We start from the raw sequence: 24,983 nt of genomic DNA, 5'->3' as shown, positions 1-24,983 counted from the left end.
CCCGCCCGGAGCCGTAGGTCGATTTATCATGTGAAATTTCCACTTAATTGTCTATTCGAATCATTCTGTATTCGATTTATTTTTTATCTTCGCCAAGAGCGGCATCATGTCGGGCGCGGCTGATCAGGAACTGCCGGATGTCTTCGATCTCCTGGGGCTTCAGAACGCTGGAGAAGCCAACCATGCCGAAATTCTTCAATGCCCCCATCCCTGCAATGCTATAGAAGCCATCGGGACTGCCGAGCGCCCCCGACCAGCGCAGGTCCGGCAGCACACCGCCGGCAATCGCGTTGTCGCCATGACACGCCATGCAGAAATGTTGATAGGATACATAGCCGCGTCTTGCGCGCTCGGGCTCGAACGATCCCACCCCGTCCGCCAGGGTCTGAACAGGCCGGCTGTCTGCCGGCAGGCGATCTTTCCCGTCCAACGCAAAAACGAGCAAGCGAGAATGATTCACGCTGTCGTTGCGCATCCTTGCCAAGGCCCCGCCCATCAGCGGAAAGATGCCGCCCCAGCCCACTTCGACCGCTACATACTGACGGCCATGGACAGCATATGCGACCGGTGGCGCGACAATCCCGCTATGGGCGTCGAAATGATACAGGCGCGCGCCGGTGCGGGCGTCGTATGCTTCGAATCCGCCCGTGGCGAGCCCCTGAAAGACAAGGCCCCCGGCTGTAGCCAGGACGCCGCCGTTCCATGGCGTATCGTGCTGCACGCGGAACGCGGCCTTGCCTGCAACCGGATCCCAGGCCAGCAGCCACCCCTGCACGGTCTTCCCGACAGCGGCCAGCACCTTCGGGTCGGCCGGCAGCCCCGTCATGTCTATGCCGAGATTCACGCCCATATCGTGCAGGCGCATATGGTCATCCGCCTTGAACGGCTCGGGCAATTGCTGTGCCGGGATGTAGACGTATCCGGTCTGCGGGCTGTAGGCCATCGGCGCCCAGTTATGTCCGCCGAGCGAACCGGGAATGCCGAACCACGTCCTGCCGGTCAGCGACCACAAGGCGTCGGGCACGATGTCCGGACGCCCCGTCTTTGGATCGATACCCTTCGCCCAGTTCAGAAACGTATAAGGTATCGCCGATATAAAGGCACCGGTCCGCGCGTCCAGCGTATAGAAAAAACCATTCTTCGGCGCCTGGACAAGGACATGGCGCATCCGCCCCTGGACAGGCAGGTCCAGCACCATCATGGGCTGGGACGCGGTGAAGTCCCACTGGTCTTTCGGCGTTTCCTGGAAATGCCAGACATACTTGCCCGTTTCCGGCCTGATGGCGACGATGCTGGCCAGGAACAGGTTATCCCCTTCGCCGTTCGAACGGAATTTGTAGTTCCAGGGGGCGCCGTTTCCCACCCCCAGATAGACCAGACCGGTCACGGGATCATAGACGATCGAATCCCAGACGGTACCGCCGCCACCGGAATGGGTCCATCCACCCGTCGGACTCCAGGTCTTGTAGGCGACCGACGACAGAACGTTGTCGGACGCCGCATGGTCAGGCTGGTTTCCGGGTGCCGGCACCGTAAAGAAACGCCATTTCAACCGACCGGTCCGGGCGTCGAATCCGGACACGAACCCGCGGGCCCCGAACTCCGCCCCTCCATTGCCGATTATCACAACGTCCTTGGCGATCCGCGGCGCCGCATCGATCGTGTAGGAACGGATATCGCCCAAGGCGGCATCATGCGGAATCGTATTCACGCTCCAGTCCAGGCGACCGGTCTTCGCGTCCAGGGCGATCAACCTGCCGTCGAACGTCCCGACATACACGCGCCCGTCCCAGTACGCGGCGCCGCGATTGACCGTATCGCAGCACCCCCTGACCGCGACGCCCCCCGGAACCGCCGGGTCGTGACGCCACAGGACACGCCCGGTCGCGGCATCCAGCGCCTCGACCTTGCTCCAGCTGGTCGTCACGTACATGACGCCATCGACGATCAGCGGCGTGCCTTCCTGCCCGCGGGACGTGTCGAAATCCTGGCGCCAGGCCAGCCCCAGTCTCCCGATCGTCCGCGTATTGATCTGGTCCAGCGGGCTGAATCGCTGCTCGAAGGTCGTACGGCCGTGCTGAGGCCAGTCCGATGGATTATCGTCGGCCGACGCGCCGGAGAACACGGCCGTCACCGGCATGGAAAGGCACGCCACGACGAGACCGTAGCGCGAGAAGCGATTCCGCATGATGTCGTCTCAATACCGGACGCAGATGGATTTCGTTTCGGTGAAGGCGTCGAGCCATCCCGTTCCGAAATCCCGGCCGACCCCGGACTCTTTCATACCGCCGAACGGCATATTCGGATCAATCATGACGTGACTGTTCACCCACACTGTCCCGGCCTGCAACAGGGGCGGCAGTTCCATCGCCGCCTGAAGGCTGCCGGTCCAGACGCTCGCGGCCAGACCGAAGGGCGTGTCGTTGGCCCGCACAAGTGCCTCTTCGGCGTTGGCCACGCGTGTGACCGTCATGACCGGTCCGAATACCTCTTCTCGTACAAGCGGGAGCGTATCGTCGGGATTCACGACAAGGGCGGGCGGAACGTAGAATCCGCGTCCCTCCGGTGCGGGAGGTCCCGACAGGATCTCCGCTCCTGCCTTTTCCGCCCGCTCCAGGTAAGACTGAATCCTTTTCTGATGAGCCTGCGACACGACGGGGTTGATCTGCGCCGTCTCGTCCATGCCGGGCCCGATAGACATACCGGTCACCGCCTGCTGCAATCCCGCCACCACCCGATCGAAAATCGACGCCTCGGCATACACTCGGGAACATGCCGCGCAGACCTGCCCCTGATTGAGAAAGCCAGCCAAGGTCAATCCGCCGACCACACGATCGACATCCGCATCCGCCAGGACGATCGCCGGGTTCTTTCCACCCAGTTCCAGGGACACGCGGGCCAGACGCGACGCACAATTCCGGGCAATGCGCTTGCCGACCGGCGTCGAACCCGTGAAACTGACCTTGGCGATATCCGGATGCTGCACGAGCGCCTCACCGGCGACGCCGCCGCTGCCGGTCACGACGTTGAATGCACCATCCGGGACTCCCGCCTCGGTCGCCAGTTCGGCAAGGCGCAGCATCGTCAGCGGGGTCGTTTCAGACGGTTTGGCAACGACGGAACACCCGGCCGCCAGGGCCGGCAATACTTTCCAGACGCCGATCAGAAGCGGAAAATTCCACGGCACGATACCGGCGACGACACCGACCGGTTCCTTTCGGGTATAGGCCGCGTAACGCGCCCCCGGCGGCAACGGGATCGATACGTCGAAGCTTTGCCCGGTTATTTTCGTTGCTAGACCCGCGACATAGCGGATCCACGCCTGTGACGATCCGGCCTCCAGAATACGTGACAGGGTAATGGATTTTCCCTGTTCCAACGTCTCGAGCTGGGCCAGGATTTCCGCATCACGTTCGACCAGGTCGGCCAAGCGCAGCAGGATTCGTTCACGGGCGACCGGCGGCATGCCGCGCCATGGTCCTGAAAGGAAACTCGCCTTCGCCGCCTGTACCGCGCGCTGGACGTCCTGCTCGGTGGCGTCCGCCACCGACGATATCTTCTCCCCGCTCGCAGGGTCGAAAACCGGCAGCCGCGCCTCGCCGGACGAGGCCACCCATCCTCCATCGATGTAGAGACCATGGCGGCGTTCAAGAAATGCCCGCACGTCGGGCAGGACGGATGTCATGCTCATCTAATGCCCCTATTCTTCATCGAACGATGTCGTCTGGCGTGCTTCAAGAAGAAGCGACTTCCGCCCGCCGCGCAGCGCACCGAGATCGGCGGCCCCCAGCAAGGTCATGGTCGAAAGAAGTCCGTCCCGGAAATATTTCAGCACGTCGGTAACGCCCTTCTCTCCATTCGCGGCCAGCGCGTAAGCCCACGGGCGGCCGATCATCACGCCGGCGGCACCAAGCATGAGGGCCTTCGCGACGTCTCCACCGTACCGGAACCCGCCATCCACCAGGATCTGAAGCCGGGCATTCGCCGCACGTATGCCGGCCTCCAGCACATCGACCGCCGAAGCGCTGCCATCGAGCTGCCGCCCGCCATGATTGGACAGCACGACGCCGTCCAGGCCCAGATCGGCACATGTCGCGACATCGGCCGGCTGCATGACGCCCTTGACGACAAGACGACCTTTCCAAATCGTACGCAGCCATGCCATGTCGTCCCACCCGATCGCCGGATCGAGCGACCGGGAAATAGCCGCCGCCTGCGAAAAAAGGGTCGTCCCCATATCGTAGGGAACAAGGTTGCCGATCACGCAATGTCCGCGCCGCACCATGCGCCAGGTCCATCCGGGGCGCGGAAGCATCTGCCCGATCTGCCGAAGGGACAGACGGGAAATCTGGCGGAATCCATTCCGGACATCCCGCTCCCGCAACGGTGTGACCGGGGTATCGACGGTCACGACCAGCGTCCTGACACCTGCTGCCCAGGCGCGCCGCACCATGTCCTCGGTGACCGCACGATCGCGAAAAATATAGAGCTGGAACATCAGAAATGCAGGATCGACAGCACGCGCGATCTCCTCGATCGAACAGATCGAGAAGTGAGAAACGCACATCTGCACACCACGGGCGGTCGCCGCGCGCGCGGCGGCGATCTCTCCCTGTGCGTCCAACATGCCGGCCATTCCCACCGGGGCGAGCCCGATCGGAAACGGTTGCCTGACACCCAGGATCGACGCGCCGGCATCGGGCCGCGCCACGCCACGCAGGACGAAAGGAAGCAGATGCCGCTCGGCAAGCGCGTCCCTGTTACGTCTTAGGGTCGCTTCTGAGTACGCACCGCCATCGACATAATCAAACAGCCAGCGTGGCAATGTGCCACGCGCAGCCTGACGGAGCTGGTCCACGGAAACGATCATGCCTACTCCACACCCACATCGCCGCCGCCAGGGGCAGCGATACCGATGCTAATATGGAATAGTTGATTATTCCACTTATTTGGCAAATTTTTTTGCCGCATGCATGGCTGCGGCCGGTGCCAGGACAGGAGACAGACGGCGGGGCGCGGATTCGCAACCGCACCCTCCGCTCCGATCCTCAATAAATATTGTCGTAAATTTTCCGTGTCAGGGTCATGAAGGTCTGTATATCCGCATCCTCGATGTCATGAAACGCGCGCTCAAAGATCAGCCCCGCCTTGCTTCGCACCTGATCCAGCGCGTTACGCCCCTTCTCGGTCAGGCGCACTTCGGTAACGCGACCGTCGGTCGATGAGACCGCAGTACTGACCAGCCTTTCGCCTTCCATCCGATAGACCAGCTTGGTCATGGTCGAGACGCGGATCACCGCCAGATCGGCAATCGTACTGATCGTCGCGCACTCATGCTCATGGAGGATATTGATGACGCGCCAGCGCGGCACATCCATCCCGATCGGCTTCAGGTGCGCATCCATGCGTAGATGATAAAGCCCGACCAGGCGGGACAGGTGAAAGAAGGGAGATGTCTCGGGGGAGAAGGCGGGATCCGTCGGATTCGCCTGCCGCCAAATTTTGCCGCGCTTCAAGTGCTATCCCCAGCCGCCTCTGTTACGGTCCGCAGACCTAGCCCATCCCTTCAGGAGAAGGAAGCGGGTTTGTCACGCCCTGTTCCACGCCCGCAAAGTGCGATCGCCGAGAACGTCGCCAGCAGCAGAAGATAGAGAATGACGCCATTCACGCTCCCGCTCGCATGATAGAGAAGCGTCGCCATAAGGGGTGAAAGGCCGCCCGCCAGCACCGCCCCGATTTCATGAGAAACGGCCACCCCGGTATAGCGCTCTCCATCGGCGAACAGGCGCGCCAGCAAGATCGGCTCGACGGCGATCATCGGCGCGTGACCTAGCGCCATGACCAGAACGAAGGCAAGCATGACATACCCCGTTTGGCCCGACGCGACCAGGAGAAAAAATAGCGGCGCCAGACAGGAGAGCCCGATGATACCCCCCAAATAGACGCGCTGCGCGCCGTATCGGACCGCAAGCCAGCCGAAAAGCGGCATCGCCAGGCCGTCTGCGGCAAGGCCCAGTGTCATGGCCAGCAGCAGAACAGTGTCCGGTATATGCTGCTCCCGTCCGTACGACAGGCCGAAAACGGTCATCAGATAGACGCCGCCATTTTCCGCCAGACGAATGCCGATCCCGCGCAGAACGGCCACCGGCTCGCGACGTACGAGGGTCACCAACGGAAAGCGTGAGAGGCCGTGCGGCTCCACCCTTCTCGCCCCTCCGTCCATCGAGGTTCGGAGCAAGATCCCAAGCCCGACGAACGGTAAAGGCGCCACGAAGGCCGCTCGCCACCCCCAGCGCAGGAATGCTTCATGGGGCAGGCAACTGGCCAGCCAAAGCGCGACCGTTCCCAGGACCATGCCAGCCGCAACGCCGGCCTGACTCAGGGACAACAGTACGGTCTTGTTCCGCGCGCCCGCGGCTGCACCTTCGATCACCAGAATACTACCGGCCCACTCACCCCCGGCAGCGACACCCTGCACAAGACGGAGCAGAAGAAGGATCGACGGCGCATAAAGGCCAATCGTATCGAAACCGGGCAACGCTCCAATCGCGGCCGTCCCCGCGCCGATCAGGAGCAACGTCCAACGCAGTGAAACCAGATGCCCGTAGCGGTCTCCAAGATAGCCGAATAGAATGCCACCGACGGGACGCACCACGAAGCCTGCGGCAAAAAACGCCGCCGCCTCGACCTGATGCATGAAAGCCGTCTGCGCTCCCGAAAAGAATAATTGACTAAAAATTAACGGGGCTGCGGCCAAGTACAAAGAAAAATCATACCATTCCACAATATTTCCGGCCATTGCACTGCATAAAGCACGCTTGGCAGGTTTCATGCGGACACCTTCCGATATCATTACAAGATTAGATCATACATCATGTGAACTTTCAACTAATTTTACCCCTTCCCACAACGTGGGTAACAGAGAAGGGATATGTCGTGAATTCAATGGCTTTGCTCGGCCGTAGTGAACCTGTGTGCGGATAGCGGACGGCGGGTGCAATTGATGATTCGCTGGCATTCGATTCGGGACGTCGGAGACTGTGATGGCGCATCGATCAATCGGTCAGGATTGTCTTGGGTTCTCCCGCGCGGATCGGCCTACGTCATCGCTGGACGAGATCGCAGCCCTGATCGATTGGAAGCCAATCGGCGATATGCTGGCACCGCTGTATCCTTCGACGCAGGGCGAACCTACGTGGCCGCCCCTTTCGATGTTTCGGGCGATGCTCCTGGCGGTCTAGCTGTTTAGTCCCGGGATTTGGTGGTGCGGATTTTGTATGAACGGTGATGGTTCTTTTTCCCACTGCTGGCAAATGAATTCATATGGGGTGAGCCCGCGCAGTGTCTTGAGCCTGCGGGCGAAATTGTAGGCCGCGACGAAATCGGTGAGGTGCTGGCGCAGTTGGTCATGCGTTTCGTAATAGAAGCGCTTGACCGTCGCCTCCTTGATCGTCCGGTTCATGCGTTCGACCTGGCCATTCGTCCACGGATGTCGGGGTTTTGTCAGGCGATGCTCGATATCGAGGTCGGCACAGGCCGCTTCGAAAGAATGGCAACGGAACAGGACGCCATCGGCCCGCATGGCTTTGATATCCTCCGGTGTCCATCCGTCGCCGGTCGGATCGGTGAAATGCGTGCCATTGTCTGTCAGCACGGTATGGATGCGGTATGGAACCGCAGCGGCGAGGGCGCGCAAGAAGTCACCGGCAACGCGACGTGTTGCTTTCTCGTGCAGTTGGACGAATGCAAATTTCGACGTCCGGTCGATCGCCACAAAGAGATAGAGGCGCCCCATTTCGGGGCGGACTTCGGCGATGTCGATATGAAAATAGCCGATCGGATAAGTCTTGAACTTCGAGCGCCTGGGCTTGTCGCCTTCGGTATCGGGCAGGCGGCTGATCCCATGGCGCTGAAGACAACGATGCAGTGAAGAGCGCGTCAGATGCGGGATCGTCGCCTGTAGCGCGTAAAGGCAGTCATCCAGAGGCAATAATGTATGGCGGCGGAACGCCACGACAATGGCCTCCTCCTCGATCGACAAGACCGTCGAAAGAGGAGCCTTCGGGCCAGTGCGCCGATCCGTCGTATCGGACCGCCCCTTCCATTTGGCGACTGTCTTCGGGTTGATCCCATAGCGTTTCGCCAAAACCCTCAGACTCTCTTGACTATGCTGTATCGTTCGACGGACTGCCGCTGTCGTGGTGGCGCTCCCGTGGTGAACCTGGCCCATAGCGCATCCCTCCACTCTCGGGAAAACAATGCACCATCAAATCCCGGGACTAAACATTCTAATACGTCGCGATTCGGTATGTCCGGCACCTTGGCCAGCGCCTGCCACGCCGTCAGTCCCGGACAGGGAATTCCTGCAGCGCTCTCGTCGCTCACACTCCCTGGAATGACGAGCGCGCAATCGGGATCCATGGTCGTATAGCCCGCGAAACTGCCCGGCTTGCCGAGGCCCTGATGATAGGCCACGCGGGCTCCGACCGGGACACTCACGCCCTCGCCGACCGCCGAGACGGTCCCGACACCATCAACGCCCGGCACATGCCCAGGTCTCCAACCGGCAGGTGTTTGCGCAATGACCTTCCAATCGACCGGATTGAGCGCGATTATGGTGTTTCGTACGACGATCTCGCCTGGCCCCGGAGGCGCAACGACCTGCTCCTCCAGTAGAAGCTGTTCAGGTTCACCCGGCTGCTGCCAAGCCCAGGCACGGTATGTCGAAGCATGCGGGATCGTCATTATCGTTTCCTCTCGCGCTGCAAAAGCAGCGTCGGCCGATCCCGGAAGCTGACGTTGCCTTTCAGAGAATATCCACATTTCTCAGCCACCCTGCGGGATGTGTCGTTCTCCGAAGCCATAATGCACACCGTGCGGTCCACACCGCGTCCATCCATCCATGCCAACGCGGCCCGGAGCGCCTCCGTGGCGAATCCCCGACCATGAGCCCACGACGCCAGAACCCATCCGGCTTCCGGGACGGCCCCCAAGGGCGGCTCAATCAGGCGCTTCAGATCGGCGAAGCCAACATCGCCCACATATCGTCCGTCCGCTTTCGACCGGACGCACCAATATCCGTATCCAAGGAGATCCCACAGGCCGCGATATCGGAGAAGGCGAAACCAGCTCTCCTGTTCCGAAGAGGGCACACCGCTGATGTAGCGAACGACATTCGGATCGCCCCACATCTCGCGCAGATCGTCGAAATCTGTCGCCTGATGGAGCGAAAGGCGCAATCTCTCGGTCTCAATCATCACGGTCGCGTTCCCGGATCGCGGCAATCCATTCGTATTCTACACTTGGATGATGCTTTTGCCGACATTACGTTCTTCTAACATTCCGATCAAACCGGAGACAATGTGGACGAATCTCCGTGTGATAGCCTCTACCAATCATGGCTTGTCTTCCGGATGTTGAGTCTTCTTATGGGAGTAAGCCCGCTCAACACGGCAGATGCGCGTCGTATAGGACGAATACCATGTGCTTCGGCTCATTTGCTGGGCCAGACGATGCTCCGCATGCTCACGCCAACATGCAATGTCATCGAGGGTCCGCCAATACGAAACCGTGATGCCGACGTCATTCCGGGCCGACTCGACCCCGAGAAAGCCCGGCATCGTGACAGCCAGTTCCATTCTCTGCGCCGTCTCGTCGTATCCCTCGGAGAGATCTGTTCGGATCGACGTGAAGATAACAGCATAATAGGGCGGTTCAGGCGTTTGCGCGAGGCTCATACACTGCCCTTTCGCTCGATGACGAGAATTCGTGCGGCACCCTGCGGCATTGCCCTATGCTCGTCGCCCTCATGAACATGGAAAATATCGCCAGGTTCCAGGCGGAACATCCGCTGTCCGCCAGAATGACGCACATGCATTTCAACCACCCCGTCAAGCACTGCGAACACTTCCGGACCGTCATTCACGTGCCAGACATAGGGACGATCGGTCCAATGAAGACGGACGGTGACATCCTCGAACGTCTCGATCTCCAAGGCATCCCATGCCTTGCCGCCGATATAGTCTCCAGACCGAATGACGCGGGCCATGTCCACACCATCTTCAATCATGTTCCGAGGCTTTCGTCCGTGGACACCACAGTCGCATAGGCGAAGGATAGCGCGGCCATATAGGCGGCGTGGACGTGCGCCGCAGGAACCGAAACCCCGTTAAACAAGAGGTCGCGGGTGGCGACGGCGTCGTAGACGAGTGTCACGTCATATCCGAAATCTACCGCCGCGCGGACGGTCGCATCGATGCAGATATGGCTCATGGCGCCGAGGACCGTCAGCGCGCTTATGCCTTTCTCATCGAGAAGCGCCCTGAGCGGCGTGTCCCGAAACGCGTTCGGGTGATGCTTAGGCACGACCGTCTCGCCCTCTCGTGGCACGACGGCGGCGTTGATTTTCGCGCCGTCCGACCCTGGCGCGAAGAACGGGGCGTTCTCCGGCGGAAATTCATGCCGGATATGAATGATCGGCAGCCCCTTCTCCCGGAAGGTCGCCAGCACGCGCGCCGCATTGGCGACTGCCCGCTCGATACCGACCAGTTCCCAGCGCCCGCCGGGGAAATAATCGTTCTGGAGATCCACGATGATCAGGGCCTTGTCCGTCATATCCGCTCTCCTTTGGTCTGATGCGGGCAGAATACTGGCGCCGCAACCGCCGCCCAGTGGCGGAAAAGACAAAATCATGGTCATATCCGACACATGACGACACCGGAACCGCATGAGATCGTTCTCGTCGCCTATCCCGGCGCGCAGCAGGCCGCTTTGCACGGCATGGAGGATCTGTTCGCCGTCGCCGACGAACAGGCCCGAACGCATCTCGACCGAAACGGGCCACTGCTCCGCGTCACGACAATCACGGAGGACCCGCCCCCTGCCACGACGCCTTCCGTGATCATCGTGCCGCCTACCCTGACCGGATCACCCGCACCCGAGACGATGACCGGCCTTCTGGCATGGATGCGAACCTGCCACGAACGCGGCACGATCCTCGCCGCCGTGTGTGCCGGCACGTTCCTGCTTGCCGCCACCGGCGTGCTCGACGGCCGGGCGGCGACGACGCATTGGCGATCCGCCGAACGGCTACGGGCCTTGCATCCCACCATCCGCGTCGATCCCGACCGGCTGCTGGTGGATGACGGCGACATCCTGACGGTTGCGGGCGTGATGTCCTGGCCCGATCTCGGCCTGCGCCTGATCGAGAAGTTGCTGGGGCCGATGGTCATGGCCGAAACGGCGCGCGACCTGCTGATCGATCCGCCAAGGCGCGACCAGCGCCATTATCGGCAGTTCGCTCCGGTTCTCACCCATGGCGACCGCGCAATCCTGACGATCCAGCACTGGCTGCGCACGGATGCAGCCCGCGAGGCGCGCGTTGCCGAGATGGTTCGCGTTTCGGGCCTGGAGGAACGGACCTTCCTGCGCCGCTTCCGTAAGGCGACCGGGATTTCGCCGAGAGAATATGCCCAGCATCTGCGAGTGGAGAGGGCCCGTGACCTCCTGGAGACAACCGTCCTGCCGCTGGAGCGGATCGCATGGGAGGCCGGCTATCAGGATACCGGCGCATTCAAGAAGCTCTTCTTTCGGCTCACCGGCCTCTCGCCCGCCGAATACCGCGAGCGGTTCACCGTCAGGCCGACTTTCTGAAGACAAAATCCTGCGAATCCAATGCCTTCCCGCCGGCGAGGCGGGTGAAATCGCGTTGCTGCCCGGCTTCTGCGAACCCTTCGGGGTCGAAGACTCTTTATTGCGACGATCAATCTGTCCGTGTCGATGGTGGAGCGCGCAAGGAATCGTACAGGCCGCATTCGCCGAATTCTTCAACGACGGCCTCCACGAAGCTGCGCAGGCTCGCGGTCGGACGGCGCGCGGCCGAGGTGAGGACATGCATCGGGCGGGCGGGTCCTTCATAATCCGGCAAGAGCCGGACGAGGCGGCCAGCCTGGATCTCGGGCTCCAGAACGCTCTCCGGTCCCAGCGTGATGCCGAATCCCTCCTGCACGGCCCGTAGCACTGCATTCCAGTCGTTACTGCGCAGCCGCCCGTTGGCCTGCACTTCTTCCGTTCTGCCATCGCGGATGAAGCGCCAGCGACAGGGAATCGACGGCGACCAATAGGCATAGACGAGGCAGTCATGCGCCCCCAGTTCGACGGGCGTGCGTGGGATGCCCCGTGCGGCGAGATAGGCAGGCGAGGCAGCGGCGATCAGCCTGTACGGAGCCAGCGAGCGTATCGCGAGCGATGTATCACCGACCTCGCCGATGCGGATTGCCACGTCATATCCATCTTCCAGAAGATCGACGAAACGGTCGTTGAGCGTAAGATCGATCCGCATCTCCGGATATTCCGCGAGATAGTGGGTAACAAACGGGACAAGCGCGTAGGTGCCGAAAGTCATCGGCGCATTGACCCGCAGCGTGCCGGTCGGCCGGGCACGCATATCCGCTGCCAGCGCGTCGGCGGCTTCCGCCTCCGCCAGGATCGCCTTGCAGCGATCGTAATAGGCCCGGCCGATATCGGTCAGGCTCTGCCGGCGCGTGGTGCGGGCCAGCAGAGTCGCGCCGAGGCGACTTTCGAGAAACGCGACATGCTTGGCGACCATCTGTGGTGACAGACCCAGCGCCTCGGCTGTCGCGGCGAAGGATCCGAGATCGGCCGCCTTGACGAACACGCCCATGCTGGTCAGCCGGTCCATGATTGCCTCCTCATGGTTGTGAGTATGAAGCCAAATACGTTATTTATCGCTACACGACACCCAATTACCGTGGTTCTCGACGAGAAAACAGGAGGACCATCATGAAAATCGGCATCATCGGCGCGGGATTCGTCGGGCGCACCATCGCGACACTGGCCGTTCGCACTGGTCATCAGGTCATGGTCAGCAATTCACGCGGGCCACAGACGCTCTTCAGTCTTCGCGCCCTCATCGGCTGCGAGATTGGCACTGTCGACGAGGCAGTCCGATTCGGGGAGATCGCCGTCGTCGCCGTTCCCCTGTCCGCCTACCGCACCGTGCCGGTCGCGCCGCTGGCTGGAAAGATCGTAATCGATACCGACAACTACTATCCGGAACGGGACGGCCATATTTCCGAGTTGGACCGGCATGAAACCACCACCAGCGAATTGCTGGCCGCCCATCTGCCGCACTCGCGCATCGTGAAAGCCTTCAACGCCGTTCGGATGACCGATCTTGAGCAAGACAGTCGCCCTGTTGGATCGCCGGAACGGCTGGCTTTGCCGCTTGCCGGCGACGACCCGCAGGCCAAGGCGGTCGCCGCGCAACTCTATCAGGAATTTTGCTTCGATACCGTGGACGCAGGGCCGCTTTCGGAAGGCTGGCGCTTCGAGAACGGCACGCCCGCCTATTGCGCCAGACTGAACAAGCTGGATCTGGAAAAGGCGCTCGCCGTCGCCGTACGGAGCACACCGTAAGGGCTGTCGGATCGGCAGTAGCAAGCCGTCCGTGGCTTATCGTTCATAGACAAGGCAGTAACTCCCATCTTTTCGCTCAATGCGTCCGAAACCGCGTTCGCGAAGATGCATGCCGGCAATCAGCAATCGCTCAGAACTAACGAGGTCAAGCAGTCGTGCCCGTGTCTCAGCTGCGAGAAGTGGGTCTAGGTCGAAAGCGATCGACACATCCGGGCGTGGAATCTGAATCTCTGGGAAATGAACGATGTCCCCCCAGATCAGAAGGTTTCGACCGCTGGATTCGAGGCGATAGCCAGTATGCCCCGCCGTATGTCCCGGAAGCGGCGCGGCCGTCAGGCCGGGGGATACCTCACCACCCTCGAAAAGACGTAACCTGTCTCGATAATTTTCGAATACTTGACGCGCCATGAGGAAATTCCCATGCGCCCGCTCGCTTGCGCGGCTCAGATTGCCGTCATCCTGCCAGAACTCGACTTCTCGCCTATGGACGACAAGCTCGGCATTCGGAAAGACGGACTCCCCGTTCTTATCCAAAAGCCCAGCAACATGATCTGGATGAGCATGCGTCAGCAGAATCGTGTCGACCCCGGAAGGCTGCACTCCGGTCTGTGGAAGATTGGACGCCAGAAGGCCTCCCCATTGCTTGAAACCACCAGCTCCAGCGTCAATCAGGACCGTGCGACCACCCCCGCGTACCAGATAGCAGTTTATATGAATGGCGGAGGTGTCCTTCACCCCCGCTTCATCTTCCATCCGTACCGCATCCGTGGGCTCGATATTCGGGAGGAGATCCAGACTGGCGCTCAGATTGCCATCGCTGATCGCCGTGATCGTGAAATCTCCGACCTGCTGGGAGGGGAATTGTGTAGCCGACATTACTCTCTCCTGAGTTCTCTGCTTGGCGGTCATTCAGTTGCGGGCGTGAATGTTTTCGGTCGGATATCCAAAGCAGCGAATACGGGCAGAAAGGTCCGTATTGCGCTTTATGCTGTCACCGATTTCCTCCATGAACTTTTCCATGACAGAGGCTGTTCGAAACACTTCCAGCCGAAATTTAATTTCGGCAAAAACCGGATGCCCACGACCGTGCCGGACGGCGACGTAGATGATATGCACCTTGTCCAATGCTGCCCCGAGGAGGTCCGTGCAAAGCGCTGTGCATTCCTGAGTGAGCGTCGTAAGTGTCTCTTCCGACGGCATCTTGTCCTGCAATATAAAAAGCGTGACGTTAGGCATCGCTGGCCTGCCGAGGCTTTTCGGGGACGGCATCTTCGGAATTGACCAACTGTGCGGTCATCGGCTCATAGAGATGAATATCCGTCGACAGAGCCTCGAACGTCTGGGAGCGGTGCAGCTTGGCGAGCCATCGATATTCCGGGAATTTTTCCAACGCGACCGCGTGCAGTTCGTTGAAGGCGAAGCCCAAGCGGATCAAGGATTCCGGGCCTTTCGCGCTCATCGCCAGAATCTCGTCCGGCCCGACGGAGGGAGCGCGATCAAGACCAGCGTAAAGATTGCGATGCCAGTCGGTAATGTGAGGCTGCCACCGCGCGAAATTGCCACCGCCCTTCTGACGATACTCTTCACTTGTCAGGACATCGAAGCCGTCGATCGAGTGAACGGCAAGATAGACGGGACAACCTTCAGTCAATGCCTTGAAACGCTGGGAGGTATGAAAGCCGCTGACCGAGACCAGAGCCGGCAACTTGTCCAGACTGTAGAAATCGTTCCATTCCGCTTCGCTGCGCGGATCGGCAAAGCTGCATTCCACCGTGTAGATCATCTGACATCCCTTGACCGGCACCGTTAATACGGCCTGACCACATCTATGGTTGATTGTTTATCATGGTAATCGGATAATCTCGGCACATATATCGATATTGGATCATCCTTCAGTGATCTAATGTCATGGCAAGACTGACCAAAGAAATGAATCAATGAGTCGGAAATCGCTCATGCGCCGCAAGATACCAAGCAACTCCGCGCTCATGGCCTTCGAAGCTGCGGCTCGTCATGGCAGTTTTGCCCGTGCAGCGGATGAACTAGCTCTGACCGAAGGAGCGATCAGCCGTCAGATCGCCCGGCTTGAGGCCTTTCTCGGCGTCATACTATTCGAGCGGATCGGAAATCGTGTTCGCCTCCTGCCGAACGGAGAACGTTATGCTGCTCAGGTTCGCGAGACACTCGACCGCTTGGAGCGTGATAGTCAGGTGCTGATGGGACAACCCAGGGATGGCGCGAGCCTCGACATCGCCACTATCCCGACTTTCGCAACACGGTGGCTCATTCCTCGATTAGGACGGTTCGGGGAACTGCATCCAAATGTCACAGTACATCTCGCAGAGCGGATGGAACCCTTTGTCCTTGCCGGCAGCGGTTTTGACGCCGCGATCCATTTCGACCACCCGGCCTGGACGGGAATGCGGACGCACCACCTGCTGAATGAAGTGCTGCTTCCCGTCTGCCATCCCACGCTTTTGGGCAGGAACGGGGCGACGACGCTGGATGATTTACCGCGCCTGCATCGACGGCAAAACCCGGACGCTTGGCAACGATATGCACGGGAAACCGGGATCACACTGACGAACCCCGCTATCGGTGCCCGTTATGATCTGCATATCATGCTGATTGAGGCCGCGCTGGCCGGTCTCGGTGTGGCGCTAATACCGCGCCTCTATGTCGAGACCGAACTAGCGGAAGGCCGTCTGATCGCGCCCTGGCCTAATGGGGATTCGATCTCCAAGACCTTCTGTCTCGTTCTGCCGGAGCCGGTCAGGCTGAGCCCAGGTCCGCTCCTGGCATTTACGGAATGGTTACTGTCGGAGGCCCAAACAACGGAGCATGCGTCTGATCCGCATTATACGTCTACGATCAGCGAGCTATAACAGAAGTGGTTGCGGGGGCAAGATTAGCTCTCAGCTTGCGGCAATCACAAGTTGAGAGCAAAGCGGTATTAATAGGCTGTTTTAATGCACTTTTTTCGACCGATGCATGACCTCTTACTGAAATAAATGGCCCCTGCCCTCATAAAACGTAGAGTTTATGAATCCAAAGCTACGTCAGCTTCCGTCTCCATTCGGCCGTTCAAGACCCTTGGAGCCCATCCCAGAAGCGGAGGTTCGTTTACACCCAGCCGCCAAGCTCCGCTGCGACCGTCATAAAGTAGCTCGGGATATTGGCGAGCACCGCCCGCATCACCTCTTCCTGCCGACAGGCGGCTCTCACCCCGCTGCGGTCTGTCACGTTTGCCCATGCCATGCCTAGGACTGTAGCAACGTAGCGATCCGCGAAGCCGGCCTCGTGAAAAGCGATCGTCGCCCTATCGGTTAGGCCATACTTGATTTGTCTTTGTAGAAATGCGGCTGCGGAGTGCAACTGGCCATCAAGGTCTTCGGTCAAATCCGCGATCGAGGCAGCAATCATTGCCGCATCAAAGCCGAAGCCGCTTTCACAAAGAGCGACCGTATCCTCAACGGTAACGTGGCCGCCGCTCACCCGAACACCGGCCTCTGAAAGCGTCTCAAATATCGAGGCGTAGGTTCGACCAGCCACCCATTCCTGCAACGCGCGCGGAATGATTGCGGGAACGCTGATAGTCCGGACCGCCCGAGAGGATACGAAGCGAAGGATGACTGGGGAGATTTCCGCGAACAATCGGCCTTCAACCGCAGCGGCGCGCAAGGAATCAAGATTTTCCACCACCCATGTCTGAAGCTCTGCGACCGCCGCGGGTGGGAGCGGCGAGCGCCGAATGAGGGCGCGCTGATCGCCGTCCGTATTTGCTATGATGGCTTGGCCGATCGAACGGAAAACCTCGATTAATTGCAGACGCGTAGCATCATCCGCCAGAAAATAGGCCAACGTATGGGTCGCCAACTCGGTCGTGCGGGCACCCATATCTTCACCATCTGCGAAGGTCATGTTCGCCATGAGAAACGCAGCGATATTCTGGACGGCTCGGGCACGGCCTTCGATGAAACGCCGGAACTCTCGCTCGCTAATGTTGGGTTGCACCGCCAGGGCCTCGGCAACGACCGCGTCGATGCGCGCAGCATCGGCGAATGAAAGGTTCAGCCAGGCCGAGGACATTTCCTGGACTATAGGTGGCTGGCGCTGCACATAGGGATTAAAGAGCGCCAGAATTGAGCTATGCGAAGGCTCCGAATTGTTGGCATCGAGTAGCTCGGTAACGTTATTCCAGGTCCATCTTCCGTTGATCTGCTTACGCTGGTCGTAAATCGAGGGCGTCGAGAAGATAACACTCCCCTCGGTGTGCATTCCCGCGCGACCGGCACGGCCCATAAGATTGTGAAAGTCCCGGACCAATATCTGCTCACCGCCTTGGCGCATCGACGTGACGATAAGGTATCTGAGTGGGAAATTGACCCCTTGGGCAAGCGTTGATGTGCAAACGACGAACTTGGCGAGGTCTTCTTTCATCGCATATTCGATCGCCAGTCGAATGCCATGCGGGGTGTCAGCGTGGTGTGCGAAAATTCCGAGGGCCGCCGCCCGTGTTGCGGGCGCTGCGGCGCCGAGCTGATACTCTGAGAGGGCTCGCAGCTTCTCGATCTCGGACGCGTCGGATTGCGCCACTGGCCATTCCATTTCCAGCCTGCGATCCATGAGATCGACTGCACGCGAACAAATCTTAGTGACGCTATCTTTCCGCCCGCAGAAAATAGCGACGCTGCCATTGGGGACAACATGAAGGCCAAGGAAGAGCCCTACGTCCCCACCGGTTTTTTCGGGGAAACGGCGTTGTATGCGTTCCCGCCCACGTCGCGGGATTTCCATGTCAGCGATGATGCGAGGTACGAAGAATTCGCGCTCGGACGGGTCCTCTGGACGAACGTATTCCAGCCGTCCGCGCTGATCCTGCCAACTGGCGAACGCGATACTCTTCGCGGTCGGGAGCAATCCTTCCCCTCCAATGACCGCTTCAGGGTCGTCGATCAGCCATGCGGAAATGTCAGATGCGTTGCCGATAACCGCAGAGATCAGGACCGTCTGTGCTTCCGCTGAGAGCGCCATCCTCAACGACGTCAGTAACAGCTCATATGTTGGGCCTCGGGTAATGCCGTCGAACTGATGGCCTTCGTCATAGATCAGCAGGCCGATGCGGTCAGCGAGTTCAGGCGCCCTTCGAAGCATGTAGAGCAGCTTCTCCGGGGTAACGACGAGCACTGAGTCCTCGGCGAATAAAAAATCGAGCACAAGGTCGAGTTGAAAGGAGTCGGAAGCCTCATCAAGGCGCACGTTTTCACCGGCAAAGGCTGTCGCGAGATCGCTGCGGATATCGTGGCAGAGGGATCGATAAGGCGCCACGATGATCGCAAGGTGTGCCCGGCCAGACAGAAAGGCGGATCGGATGATGAGTTCGGTCGCGCGCGTCTTGCCGGCACTGGTCGGCATCTGGATCACGGCAGACCTACCCTGCAATATGCCCGCTTGCGCTATACGTTGTTGCGCTGGCCAAAGCTCGATCGGAAAATGAACCTTGGCGAGAGCAGAACGCCAAAGATCGATCGAGAGCCCCGAGGCATTGGGGAGGATTGTGCGTGACCCATTCTGAATTTTCATGGCGCACAGTGCCCCGAAGAGATCCGCATAAAGCAGTTCGCGGGGCGAACCGGCACGATGAAAATATTGGCGGATGTGCCTTACCGCGTCGGCGACGGCCGCAGCACCAACTTCCAAACGGAAGAATGATCCGAGCGTTCCCAGCAGTCGACTGGTGGCCAATTGGTGGGTATGGCCCCCTTCCACTGGCGTGAAGTCGTTGCGAAGAATCTTGTAGAGTAGGACGCCCAGACCACCAGACAAATCGACGTCCGGCACGGGCATGTGTCGGGCGATGACCGCTGCACTGCCGACGTTACCCGCAATGTAATAAGAGGCGGCACATAGGAGTGAGAACTCCACGGTCAGTTCTGCATCTAGTTTTGCATTGAGATAGGCATCGAAGAAGACGGACGCGAAACGTAAAGCGTCGCGGGGATTGTCGGCTTCGACCCACCCTGCGGGCGTCGGCATTCCTACCCCAGGAGCGCCCCCGATTGTGTCCGCAATAGATGAGGAGATGTCACCAAGGATACCGATCGCAAGCTCGAACAGCATGAACGGATCGCGGGGAAGCCGGTTGAAGTCCTCTGGTGCGACACGAAACTCGTGCATCTTCGCACGCGCTCGAGCGGTCGACAGGATCGTGAGAGAATTCGCTTCAGGCTTCATCGGCTGCGCGCTCATAGAGGGCGTGGACAAGGGTCATCAAATCCGGGCCACGAATGACGATAAGGCGCAGGTTTTCCTGATTAAAATGAGCGGCAGCCGTTGCGACTGTCAGATCCGTCCCCGCAAACACCGCGTCATCAAGAATGGCCGCCGCGCCATTGATGCGTCGGAAAGGACGATCCGCAATGCTCTGGAACCGTTCGACGCGGCGAGCATCATCGATTGCCCCGCGGTCTACGAAACGCCGTTTGATTGCGTTGAGGCTCATGCCCTCGCGAAGTCTGTCCTTGATACTGTCGTCGATCGCGTCCTGTAGGCGATGAGCCAGACTGGGACGGAGACCTGATTTGGACTCGAACACGAAAAGTTCATCATCGGGGCCGGGAACGGCATTGGCAAATTTGAAGCCTATGACGTCACATCCCTTTGTGGAGTCGTTGCGGTTCCATCGGTCTTGATACCGAAGCTCGCGAGGACACCAGTATCCGAGGAAGTGTTCAATATAGTCGGCCACAAGTATCTCACCGAAATCCCCTGAACGCAGGCTCGGACCGGAGCCTTGCGCGCGATCAGGGAATAGTGTCGATCGCAAATATTCAGCATTAGATTGGCCCGTGCCACTTACCATGATCGGCAAGTCGGTGTCGTTAATGTAATGCTCTCGGAAGTGCTTCGCCCATGACGAGAGGATCGTTGCATCTTCTTGGGGCGTCAGTGCCCAAATCTGAACCTCTCGTCCGCAAGCGGTATTTTGCCGCTGGCCGGTGTCGGTCAGCCACGCTAAGTGGTCAGGTAGTGGCACAATTCTTTCCCCTGCACCGCTCTAAGTCTGATTGAATTCGGTCGCGTGCCTTCTTCGCTGCACACGACAAGAATTCGCAATAAATACTTGAGCGCAATTAGTGGTAGCTGTCATGAACGTGAACACTGCTAATGGCTGCTATCGGCCGTCTCGTCCCGATAACCGACATACCGCTCTCCCTGCATTCCGGCCATCACCATCATACTGGGGCAAGCAGATGGGATATGGCCTGGATAGGCTTTAGTCCGTAACCAAAGCGTTCGATTGCCTCACGATCCTTCTCAAGCGCCCCATAAGGCAGATACCGGACTTTCAGATCGGCTATCCTACTGAAGGCCGGTCGTCTCAACTGTTCCCGCACATCGGCTTCCCGCTTGTCCGGCGCGACAAGGAACAGCCCCTCTAGAGCCTGCGCCTCTGACCCGAGAGCAAGATCGAGCATCCGCACGATGCCGGAATAGATGGTCGTTGAATGCTCGACCTCGAAGGCTGCAACAATCCCGTAGCTGTCCCGGTCCAGCCATAGGACATCGATCAGACGCACAGATTCCGCTCCCTGCGTTTCCGTCGTGAACCCCGGCAACACTGACAGGCAGCCATCCCCCAATTTACCGTCCTGCCATGGACGACTGCGATCGTTGGCGGCAATCCAGACATCATACCCCAGGGAAAGCCCCAGATCGCGAAGCCAGCCCTGAATTTCGGTATGAGTATGATCCGTTTCACGCTCCGATGCGAGGATCCGGGTCTCTTTTGCGCTCTGCTCCCTCACCTGATGAAGATCGGCTTCCCAGAGTTTTCGCGCTGTTTCGTCATCCTTGAGAGGCGGCGCTGTATAGCGTCCGCTTCCGAGATCAAACAGCAGTCCTCCGATGGCACCAAGATCATTGGACAGCAGCGAACGATAGGTCGCATTCAGCTTCAGGATGCCCTGCCGCATGGCAAGATATTCGTCCCATCGCCCCAGCTTCACCTTTGAGCCGGTCAGGGCATTATAGCCGTTCACGATCGCCGTATTGAAAGGCGGCATGATCGTCGGATGCAGGAAATACAACAGATTGGCGACGGCTGGTCCCAGCCCTTTTATCTTCCGGGCATCGATTGTATGAATGGCCGAGACCACATGTTCTTCAGTATTGCAGCACAGACAGGTATCAAGAAGCTGTCCGAATGCTTTCTGGTTGGCAGAATCTTCGTAGATATCGGGAATGCGTAGCTTCGGCTTCCACAGGAAGGCGTGATCCGCACCCTTGAAAATCTGGCGCTGCTCCGCAATCGAATGGACAACCGTTTCCAGGGATGAGCCACGATAGGCGACCCCGAACGTGCCAGCGGCAATTTCGGCGACAACCTGCTGCAGCCCGCGGCGGATAGACCGGAAGTTCTTGAGGCGCTCATCCCACAGAAACCAGCTCTGATAAGTCCCTGCCGGATCGTCCCGCCAGCGAAGCATGAGGTCTCGAATAAGGTCGGTCATCAGTCCAGAAGCTAAAATTACATTTGCTCCTGACCCTGATTGTAACAGTAGCTCACGTCAATGCGGATAATCGCAAGTGGTTGCGAGGTATGATATCCCCGCTTTGAACCCACCTCCCTTAAGTCTCTGGAATTAAACAGTTCTCAAAATGACGGCCTCAATTTATGCATAGCAAAACCCCGCTAAGCCGTTGACTTCGCGAGGTTTCAAAAACTGCAAGTGGTTGCGGGGCAGGATTGATCCTCAAATTGCGACAATCGCAAGTTGAGAGCGAAGCGGTATTAATAGACTATTTCAATAAACTTTTTTCCGCCTGTGCCTGACCCATTCCTAAAATTAATGGGCCCCAGCCCTCCTCAAACAGAAGGTTTCTTTATTCAGAGCCCTATCCTCTTACGCCTTCATTGCCGTCATAGAAGACCAGCGTAGGCTCTGTCTGATATTGGCGCAAAGCGGACATTTCACGCCCGGGTTATGAAGGTGTTGGTGTAGATGGGGGCGAAGACGTTAAGATCGGAGCAGGTGTAAACCGATCCCATAGGTCGCCAATCGAACGCCAAGCGTCTGACAACACGGCGAGGATAGGCCCCGCAACTGCCATCACTTCGGCGGGATACACTACCCACAAGAGTGCACCAATCAGCACAACATAGACTGCGAACACCGGGACAATTGAAACTCGATAAACCCATCGAGCTCGAGAGACTGGTTGGGTCACCAGTTCAACCCACTGCTTCTCGGACATGAAGGCGTAAAGGCGCTCCCGCCATTGCCCGCGCACTTGCTTGGCGAGGACATCAAATCGCCAATTGGAAAGCACCGTGGTCAGCAAGCTCGCAAACAGCAGAGCCGCCGCACCCAACGAGGCAATGTTCACCGCAGAGGAATTGGTTGTAGCCGAACGCAAAGCAAATGCCGCACCCGCGATGGCTGCATCTCGCCAAAGAGCAGACAAAAGATCGCGCGTGGCTGACTGCGATCGCGTAACCTCTTCCTGCAAAGCCTTCCGGAGATCGCCTAGTGATTTGATTGCCTCCTTGCTATCGTCCTGTAGGTGGAAAGCAAAGGCCTCTCGAGCGCTGGCCAACGCGTGGTCCAACACGTCTGCCAGACCCATGGGCCACTTAGCCTTCTCCGGCCAGTACAACGCCAAGTGGTTGTTGAGCAGGTGGAACTTCGTCTCGGTATCACGCCGTTGATCGTAGACCCACCGGACCGCATCCGTGACAACGTCAAAAAGCTGAGATTGCGACTTGCTGAGATCGACATCGGCGAAGACAGACCTGGCGCCTTTCAACACGACCTGTCTGGTTTCATCCGAGGCTCGAATTTCGGTTGGCAGACAAAAGATCAGGTTCCTCACGGCAGCTTCTTTCCAAGCGGCGAAAACGCCGGAATTCTCATCACCTGGAATCATAAGGTACCAGGGTCTGATGTCGGTTGGAGCCGAAAGATAGCTCTGGTCCCGAACTAACCGCCGTGGGCTGTCAAAGGTGTCTTCGAAGCGCTTATGTTTGACCGCGCTCCCCCAAGGGGAATAGACGCATGATCTCGTAGAAAAGGGCAAAAAATCTTCGGCGATCCAGATTTTGTGAGTGCCACGCATGAACTCTTCATCACTGAGGGCAGCCTCGAAGCCTCCTCGAGTGACAAAATACGCCGCCTCCGCTTCGACGTTCTTCGTCAGACGAACGGCGACAGCTTCGCCCTCTATGCTCGACACGTCCCCCCTTTCGAGGTCAACTTCCCCGCTGATGCTTCCAAACACGGCCAGCTTTCCTCGCTTGGCCTGGGCCAGCGCCGAGGCTAACTCAGAAATCCGTTTGAAGTCCGCAGCGGTAATTTTCGAGATTTGATCGACTCGGCAGACCGACGTCGTCTCGGTAAAGACTGCACCTTCCGATGCGGCCATTCGCTGAAACAGTACACCGAGTTCGACAATCTCGTCGAGCGTCATAGGTTCGTCAATCGGCTAGTCGTGATGGTAATGACGGTACCCGATGCCGTTGTTGTCGTTTTCACGGTATCCGAAGCCTGCTCCGGCACGTCGATCTTCACACCTTCAGCAGTCTTATACTTCTGTGGACGCTGCTTTTTCACTGCACCTTTGTCGAAGTTGAAGACCTCGCCTTCCATGCCTGTTTTGGCCAAACCTTTGTCGAAGCTGGCCCGCACTGCAGCGCTGCCATGTGCACCGAAAAATTCGGCGAAGAACTCGGTGGCATCGAATTTATCGCGCTTCTGAACCGTGTCGTAGTACCGATCACGCACATTTTGCGTGATATCGTTCGGCAGGTCGTTCTGATGTTTTTTAACCACTTCAACGACCAGTGCCTCGACGGCTTGGGTCATTTGCTTGTCATCGAAGAGGCGCTTGCATACAAGAAATCCACGGAAGAAGTCGGTGATCTCGTGACGAACGGTTTTGTCTACAACAACGATGTTGTCATCGTCATCGACAATCTCGATTAAGGCAGACTTTTGCAGCGCGTCGGCCGATTTCGTGAACGAATTCGTAATTGCTTTCAGGATCGCTTTTGCATCATCGGTAATGTCGTAGGTGACTGCCTCTTCATGGTCGTATTTCAGCAAGGACAACAGCTTGCGCTGTCCGGTGATCAGCGTCATCAAGATCATCACGCCTGGCTTGATGCGCTTATCTCTGCCAGCGTGAAATGTCTGCGCGAGCGTCTTTGACACCGGTACGAACTGGCTTTCGTCCTCCAAGACCTGCTTTAGCAGTGTCCTGGTTATGGAACCGTCAGCGAAGGTGAACTGGTTTCCCCGCAACGTCTCCATCGCCCTCTCGAGGAAGAAATCCTCGAAATCTCCGATGGGCGTCTCATCGAGCAAGATCGGCTCATCGTTATGATGATGAACGACATGAAAGATGAACTTGTCGATCGAGAGATTTTCGATCTCTTCTTCTGATAACTGCAATTGCTTCCCCCCAATGAAATCACACGAAGCGTAAGCTACAGATTCCGCTCAGGAACGCAATTTGTTTATGTTTTGTTCTATCATGGACCAGAG

General features: G+C 58.7%; 23 protein-coding genes. 3 read left to right on the top strand and 20 right to left on the bottom strand.

Annotation, left to right across the window (positions count from 1 at the left end):
• Positions 1-76: 76 nt before the first annotated feature.
• The 11 genes from HLH34_RS17085 to HLH34_RS17035 form a co-directional block, all read right to left on the bottom strand.
• Positions 77-2,140: a PQQ-dependent dehydrogenase, methanol/ethanol family gene (locus tag HLH34_RS17085; RefSeq protein ID WP_240161329.1), complete on the bottom strand. Its 2,064-nt coding sequence runs from the start codon at positions 2,138-2,140 to the stop codon at positions 77-79.
• 57 nt (positions 2,141-2,197) lie between these two features.
• Entirely contained in the window at positions 2,198-3,691 is a 1,494-nt protein-coding gene (locus HLH34_RS17080; RefSeq protein WP_275690655.1) for an aldehyde dehydrogenase family protein, read from the bottom strand.
• A 9-nt stretch (positions 3,692-3,700) separates the two neighbouring features.
• Positions 3,701-4,870 carry an alpha-hydroxy acid oxidase gene (locus HLH34_RS17075; protein ID WP_183120767.1) on the bottom strand — a complete coding sequence of 390 codons (1,170 nt, stop codon included), beginning with the start codon at positions 4,868-4,870 and terminating at the stop codon, positions 3,701-3,703.
• A gap of 178 nt (positions 4,871-5,048) precedes the next feature.
• On the bottom strand, positions 5,049-5,516 hold the full coding sequence (locus tag HLH34_RS17070; protein WP_220792232.1) for a MarR family winged helix-turn-helix transcriptional regulator: 468 nt from the start codon (positions 5,514-5,516) through the stop codon (positions 5,049-5,051).
• Between the two features lie 50 nt (positions 5,517-5,566).
• Complete coding sequence (locus HLH34_RS17065; protein WP_183120766.1) at positions 5,567-6,832, bottom strand: MFS transporter; 1,266 nt, start codon at positions 6,830-6,832, stop codon at positions 5,567-5,569.
• Between the two features lie 405 nt (positions 6,833-7,237).
• Positions 7,238-8,230 (bottom strand): IS481 family transposase, encoded by a 993-nt coding sequence (locus HLH34_RS17060; RefSeq protein ID WP_183120765.1) that lies wholly within the window; start codon positions 8,228-8,230, stop codon positions 7,238-7,240.
• Entirely contained in the window at positions 8,152-8,745 is a 594-nt protein-coding gene (locus HLH34_RS17055) for an alcohol dehydrogenase catalytic domain-containing protein (RefSeq protein WP_183120764.1), read from the bottom strand. The genes HLH34_RS17060 and HLH34_RS17055 overlap by 79 nt, the downstream gene beginning before the upstream one ends.
• Positions 8,745-9,257, bottom strand: coding sequence for a GNAT family N-acetyltransferase (locus tag HLH34_RS17050; protein ID WP_183120763.1), 513 nt, complete (start codon positions 9,255-9,257; stop codon positions 8,745-8,747). The genes HLH34_RS17055 and HLH34_RS17050 overlap by 1 nt, the downstream gene beginning before the upstream one ends.
• Positions 9,258-9,395: 138 nt before the next feature.
• On the bottom strand, positions 9,396-9,737 hold the full coding sequence (locus HLH34_RS17045) for an antibiotic biosynthesis monooxygenase family protein (RefSeq protein ID WP_183120762.1): 342 nt from the start codon (positions 9,735-9,737) through the stop codon (positions 9,396-9,398).
• On the bottom strand, positions 9,734-10,069 hold the full coding sequence (locus tag HLH34_RS17040) for a cupin domain-containing protein (protein ID WP_240161287.1): 336 nt from the start codon (positions 10,067-10,069) through the stop codon (positions 9,734-9,736). Before HLH34_RS17040 ends, HLH34_RS17045 begins: the two co-directional genes overlap by 4 nt.
• Positions 10,066-10,614, bottom strand: a complete 549-nt coding sequence (locus HLH34_RS17035; protein ID WP_183120761.1) for a cysteine hydrolase family protein — start codon at positions 10,612-10,614, stop codon at positions 10,066-10,068. The genes HLH34_RS17040 and HLH34_RS17035 overlap by 4 nt, the downstream gene beginning before the upstream one ends.
• A gap of 93 nt (positions 10,615-10,707) precedes the next feature.
• Between HLH34_RS17035 and HLH34_RS17030 the strand changes: the two genes are divergently transcribed.
• Entirely contained in the window at positions 10,708-11,652 is a 945-nt protein-coding gene (locus tag HLH34_RS17030) for a GlxA family transcriptional regulator (RefSeq protein ID WP_183120760.1), read from the top strand.
• 109 nt (positions 11,653-11,761) lie between these two features.
• Here the strand turns inward: HLH34_RS17030 and HLH34_RS17025 are convergent, their stop codons facing one another.
• Positions 11,762-12,700: a LysR family transcriptional regulator gene (locus tag HLH34_RS17025; protein ID WP_183120759.1), complete on the bottom strand. Its 939-nt coding sequence runs from the start codon at positions 12,698-12,700 to the stop codon at positions 11,762-11,764.
• Between the two features lie 101 nt (positions 12,701-12,801).
• Between HLH34_RS17025 and HLH34_RS17020 the strand changes: the two genes are divergently transcribed.
• Positions 12,802-13,437 (top strand): NADPH-dependent F420 reductase, encoded by a 636-nt coding sequence (locus HLH34_RS17020; protein ID WP_183120758.1) that lies wholly within the window; start codon positions 12,802-12,804, stop codon positions 13,435-13,437.
• 36 nt (positions 13,438-13,473) lie between these two features.
• On the opposite strand, the gene HLH34_RS17015 is transcribed toward HLH34_RS17020, so the two are convergent.
• Genes HLH34_RS17015 through HLH34_RS17005 form a run of 3 tightly spaced genes read right to left on the bottom strand, consistent with a single transcriptional unit; the run spans position 13,474 to position 15,220 of the window.
• Complete coding sequence (locus tag HLH34_RS17015) at positions 13,474-14,313, bottom strand: MBL fold metallo-hydrolase (protein WP_183120757.1); 840 nt, start codon at positions 14,311-14,313, stop codon at positions 13,474-13,476.
• A 33-nt stretch (positions 14,314-14,346) separates the two neighbouring features.
• A complete protein-coding gene (locus HLH34_RS17010; protein WP_183120756.1) occupies positions 14,347-14,673 on the bottom strand; it encodes a hypothetical protein in 327 nt (108 codons plus the stop codon).
• Positions 14,666-15,220, bottom strand: coding sequence for a sugar ABC transporter (locus tag HLH34_RS17005; protein WP_183120755.1), 555 nt, complete (start codon positions 15,218-15,220; stop codon positions 14,666-14,668). Before HLH34_RS17005 ends, HLH34_RS17010 begins: the two co-directional genes overlap by 8 nt.
• Positions 15,221-15,392: 172 nt before the next feature.
• On the opposite strand from HLH34_RS17005, the gene HLH34_RS17000 reads away from it, so the two are divergent.
• The gene (locus HLH34_RS17000; RefSeq protein WP_183120754.1) at positions 15,393-16,322 is read left to right on the top strand and encodes a LysR substrate-binding domain-containing protein; all 930 of its coding nucleotides are present in this window, start codon (positions 15,393-15,395) and stop codon (positions 16,320-16,322) included.
• Positions 16,323-16,560: 238 nt separating this feature from the next.
• Here HLH34_RS17000 and HLH34_RS16995 read toward each other — a convergent pair whose 3' ends face one another.
• The 5 genes from HLH34_RS16995 to HLH34_RS16975 all read right to left on the bottom strand — a co-directional run bounded on the left by HLH34_RS16995 (position 16,561) and on the right by HLH34_RS16975 (position 24,890).
• Entirely contained in the window at positions 16,561-19,671 is a 3,111-nt protein-coding gene (locus HLH34_RS16995) for a DEAD/DEAH box helicase (protein WP_220792231.1), read from the bottom strand.
• On the bottom strand, positions 19,661-20,473 hold the full coding sequence (locus HLH34_RS16990; protein ID WP_183120752.1) for a Hachiman antiphage defense system protein HamA: 813 nt from the start codon (positions 20,471-20,473) through the stop codon (positions 19,661-19,663). Before HLH34_RS16990 ends, HLH34_RS16995 begins: the two co-directional genes overlap by 11 nt.
• Before the next feature lie 199 nt (positions 20,474-20,672).
• Entirely contained in the window at positions 20,673-21,950 is a 1,278-nt protein-coding gene (locus HLH34_RS16985; protein WP_183120751.1) for a type II restriction endonuclease, read from the bottom strand.
• Positions 21,951-22,422: 472 nt separating this feature from the next.
• On the bottom strand, positions 22,423-23,907 hold the full coding sequence (locus HLH34_RS16980; RefSeq protein WP_183120750.1) for a hypothetical protein: 1,485 nt from the start codon (positions 23,905-23,907) through the stop codon (positions 22,423-22,425).
• Positions 23,904-24,890, bottom strand: a complete 987-nt coding sequence (locus HLH34_RS16975; RefSeq protein WP_183120749.1) for a nucleoid-associated protein — start codon at positions 24,888-24,890, stop codon at positions 23,904-23,906. Before HLH34_RS16975 ends, HLH34_RS16980 begins: the two co-directional genes overlap by 4 nt.
• Positions 24,891-24,983 lie beyond the last annotated feature (93 nt).

This window comes from Gluconacetobacter azotocaptans, from assembly GCF_014174355.1.
In the GTDB taxonomy this organism is placed as follows: Bacteria; Pseudomonadota; Alphaproteobacteria; order Acetobacterales; family Acetobacteraceae; genus Gluconacetobacter; species Gluconacetobacter azotocaptans.
Note: the sequence above shows the minus strand (reverse complement) of the source record. Positions and strands in the feature narration are given on the sequence as shown.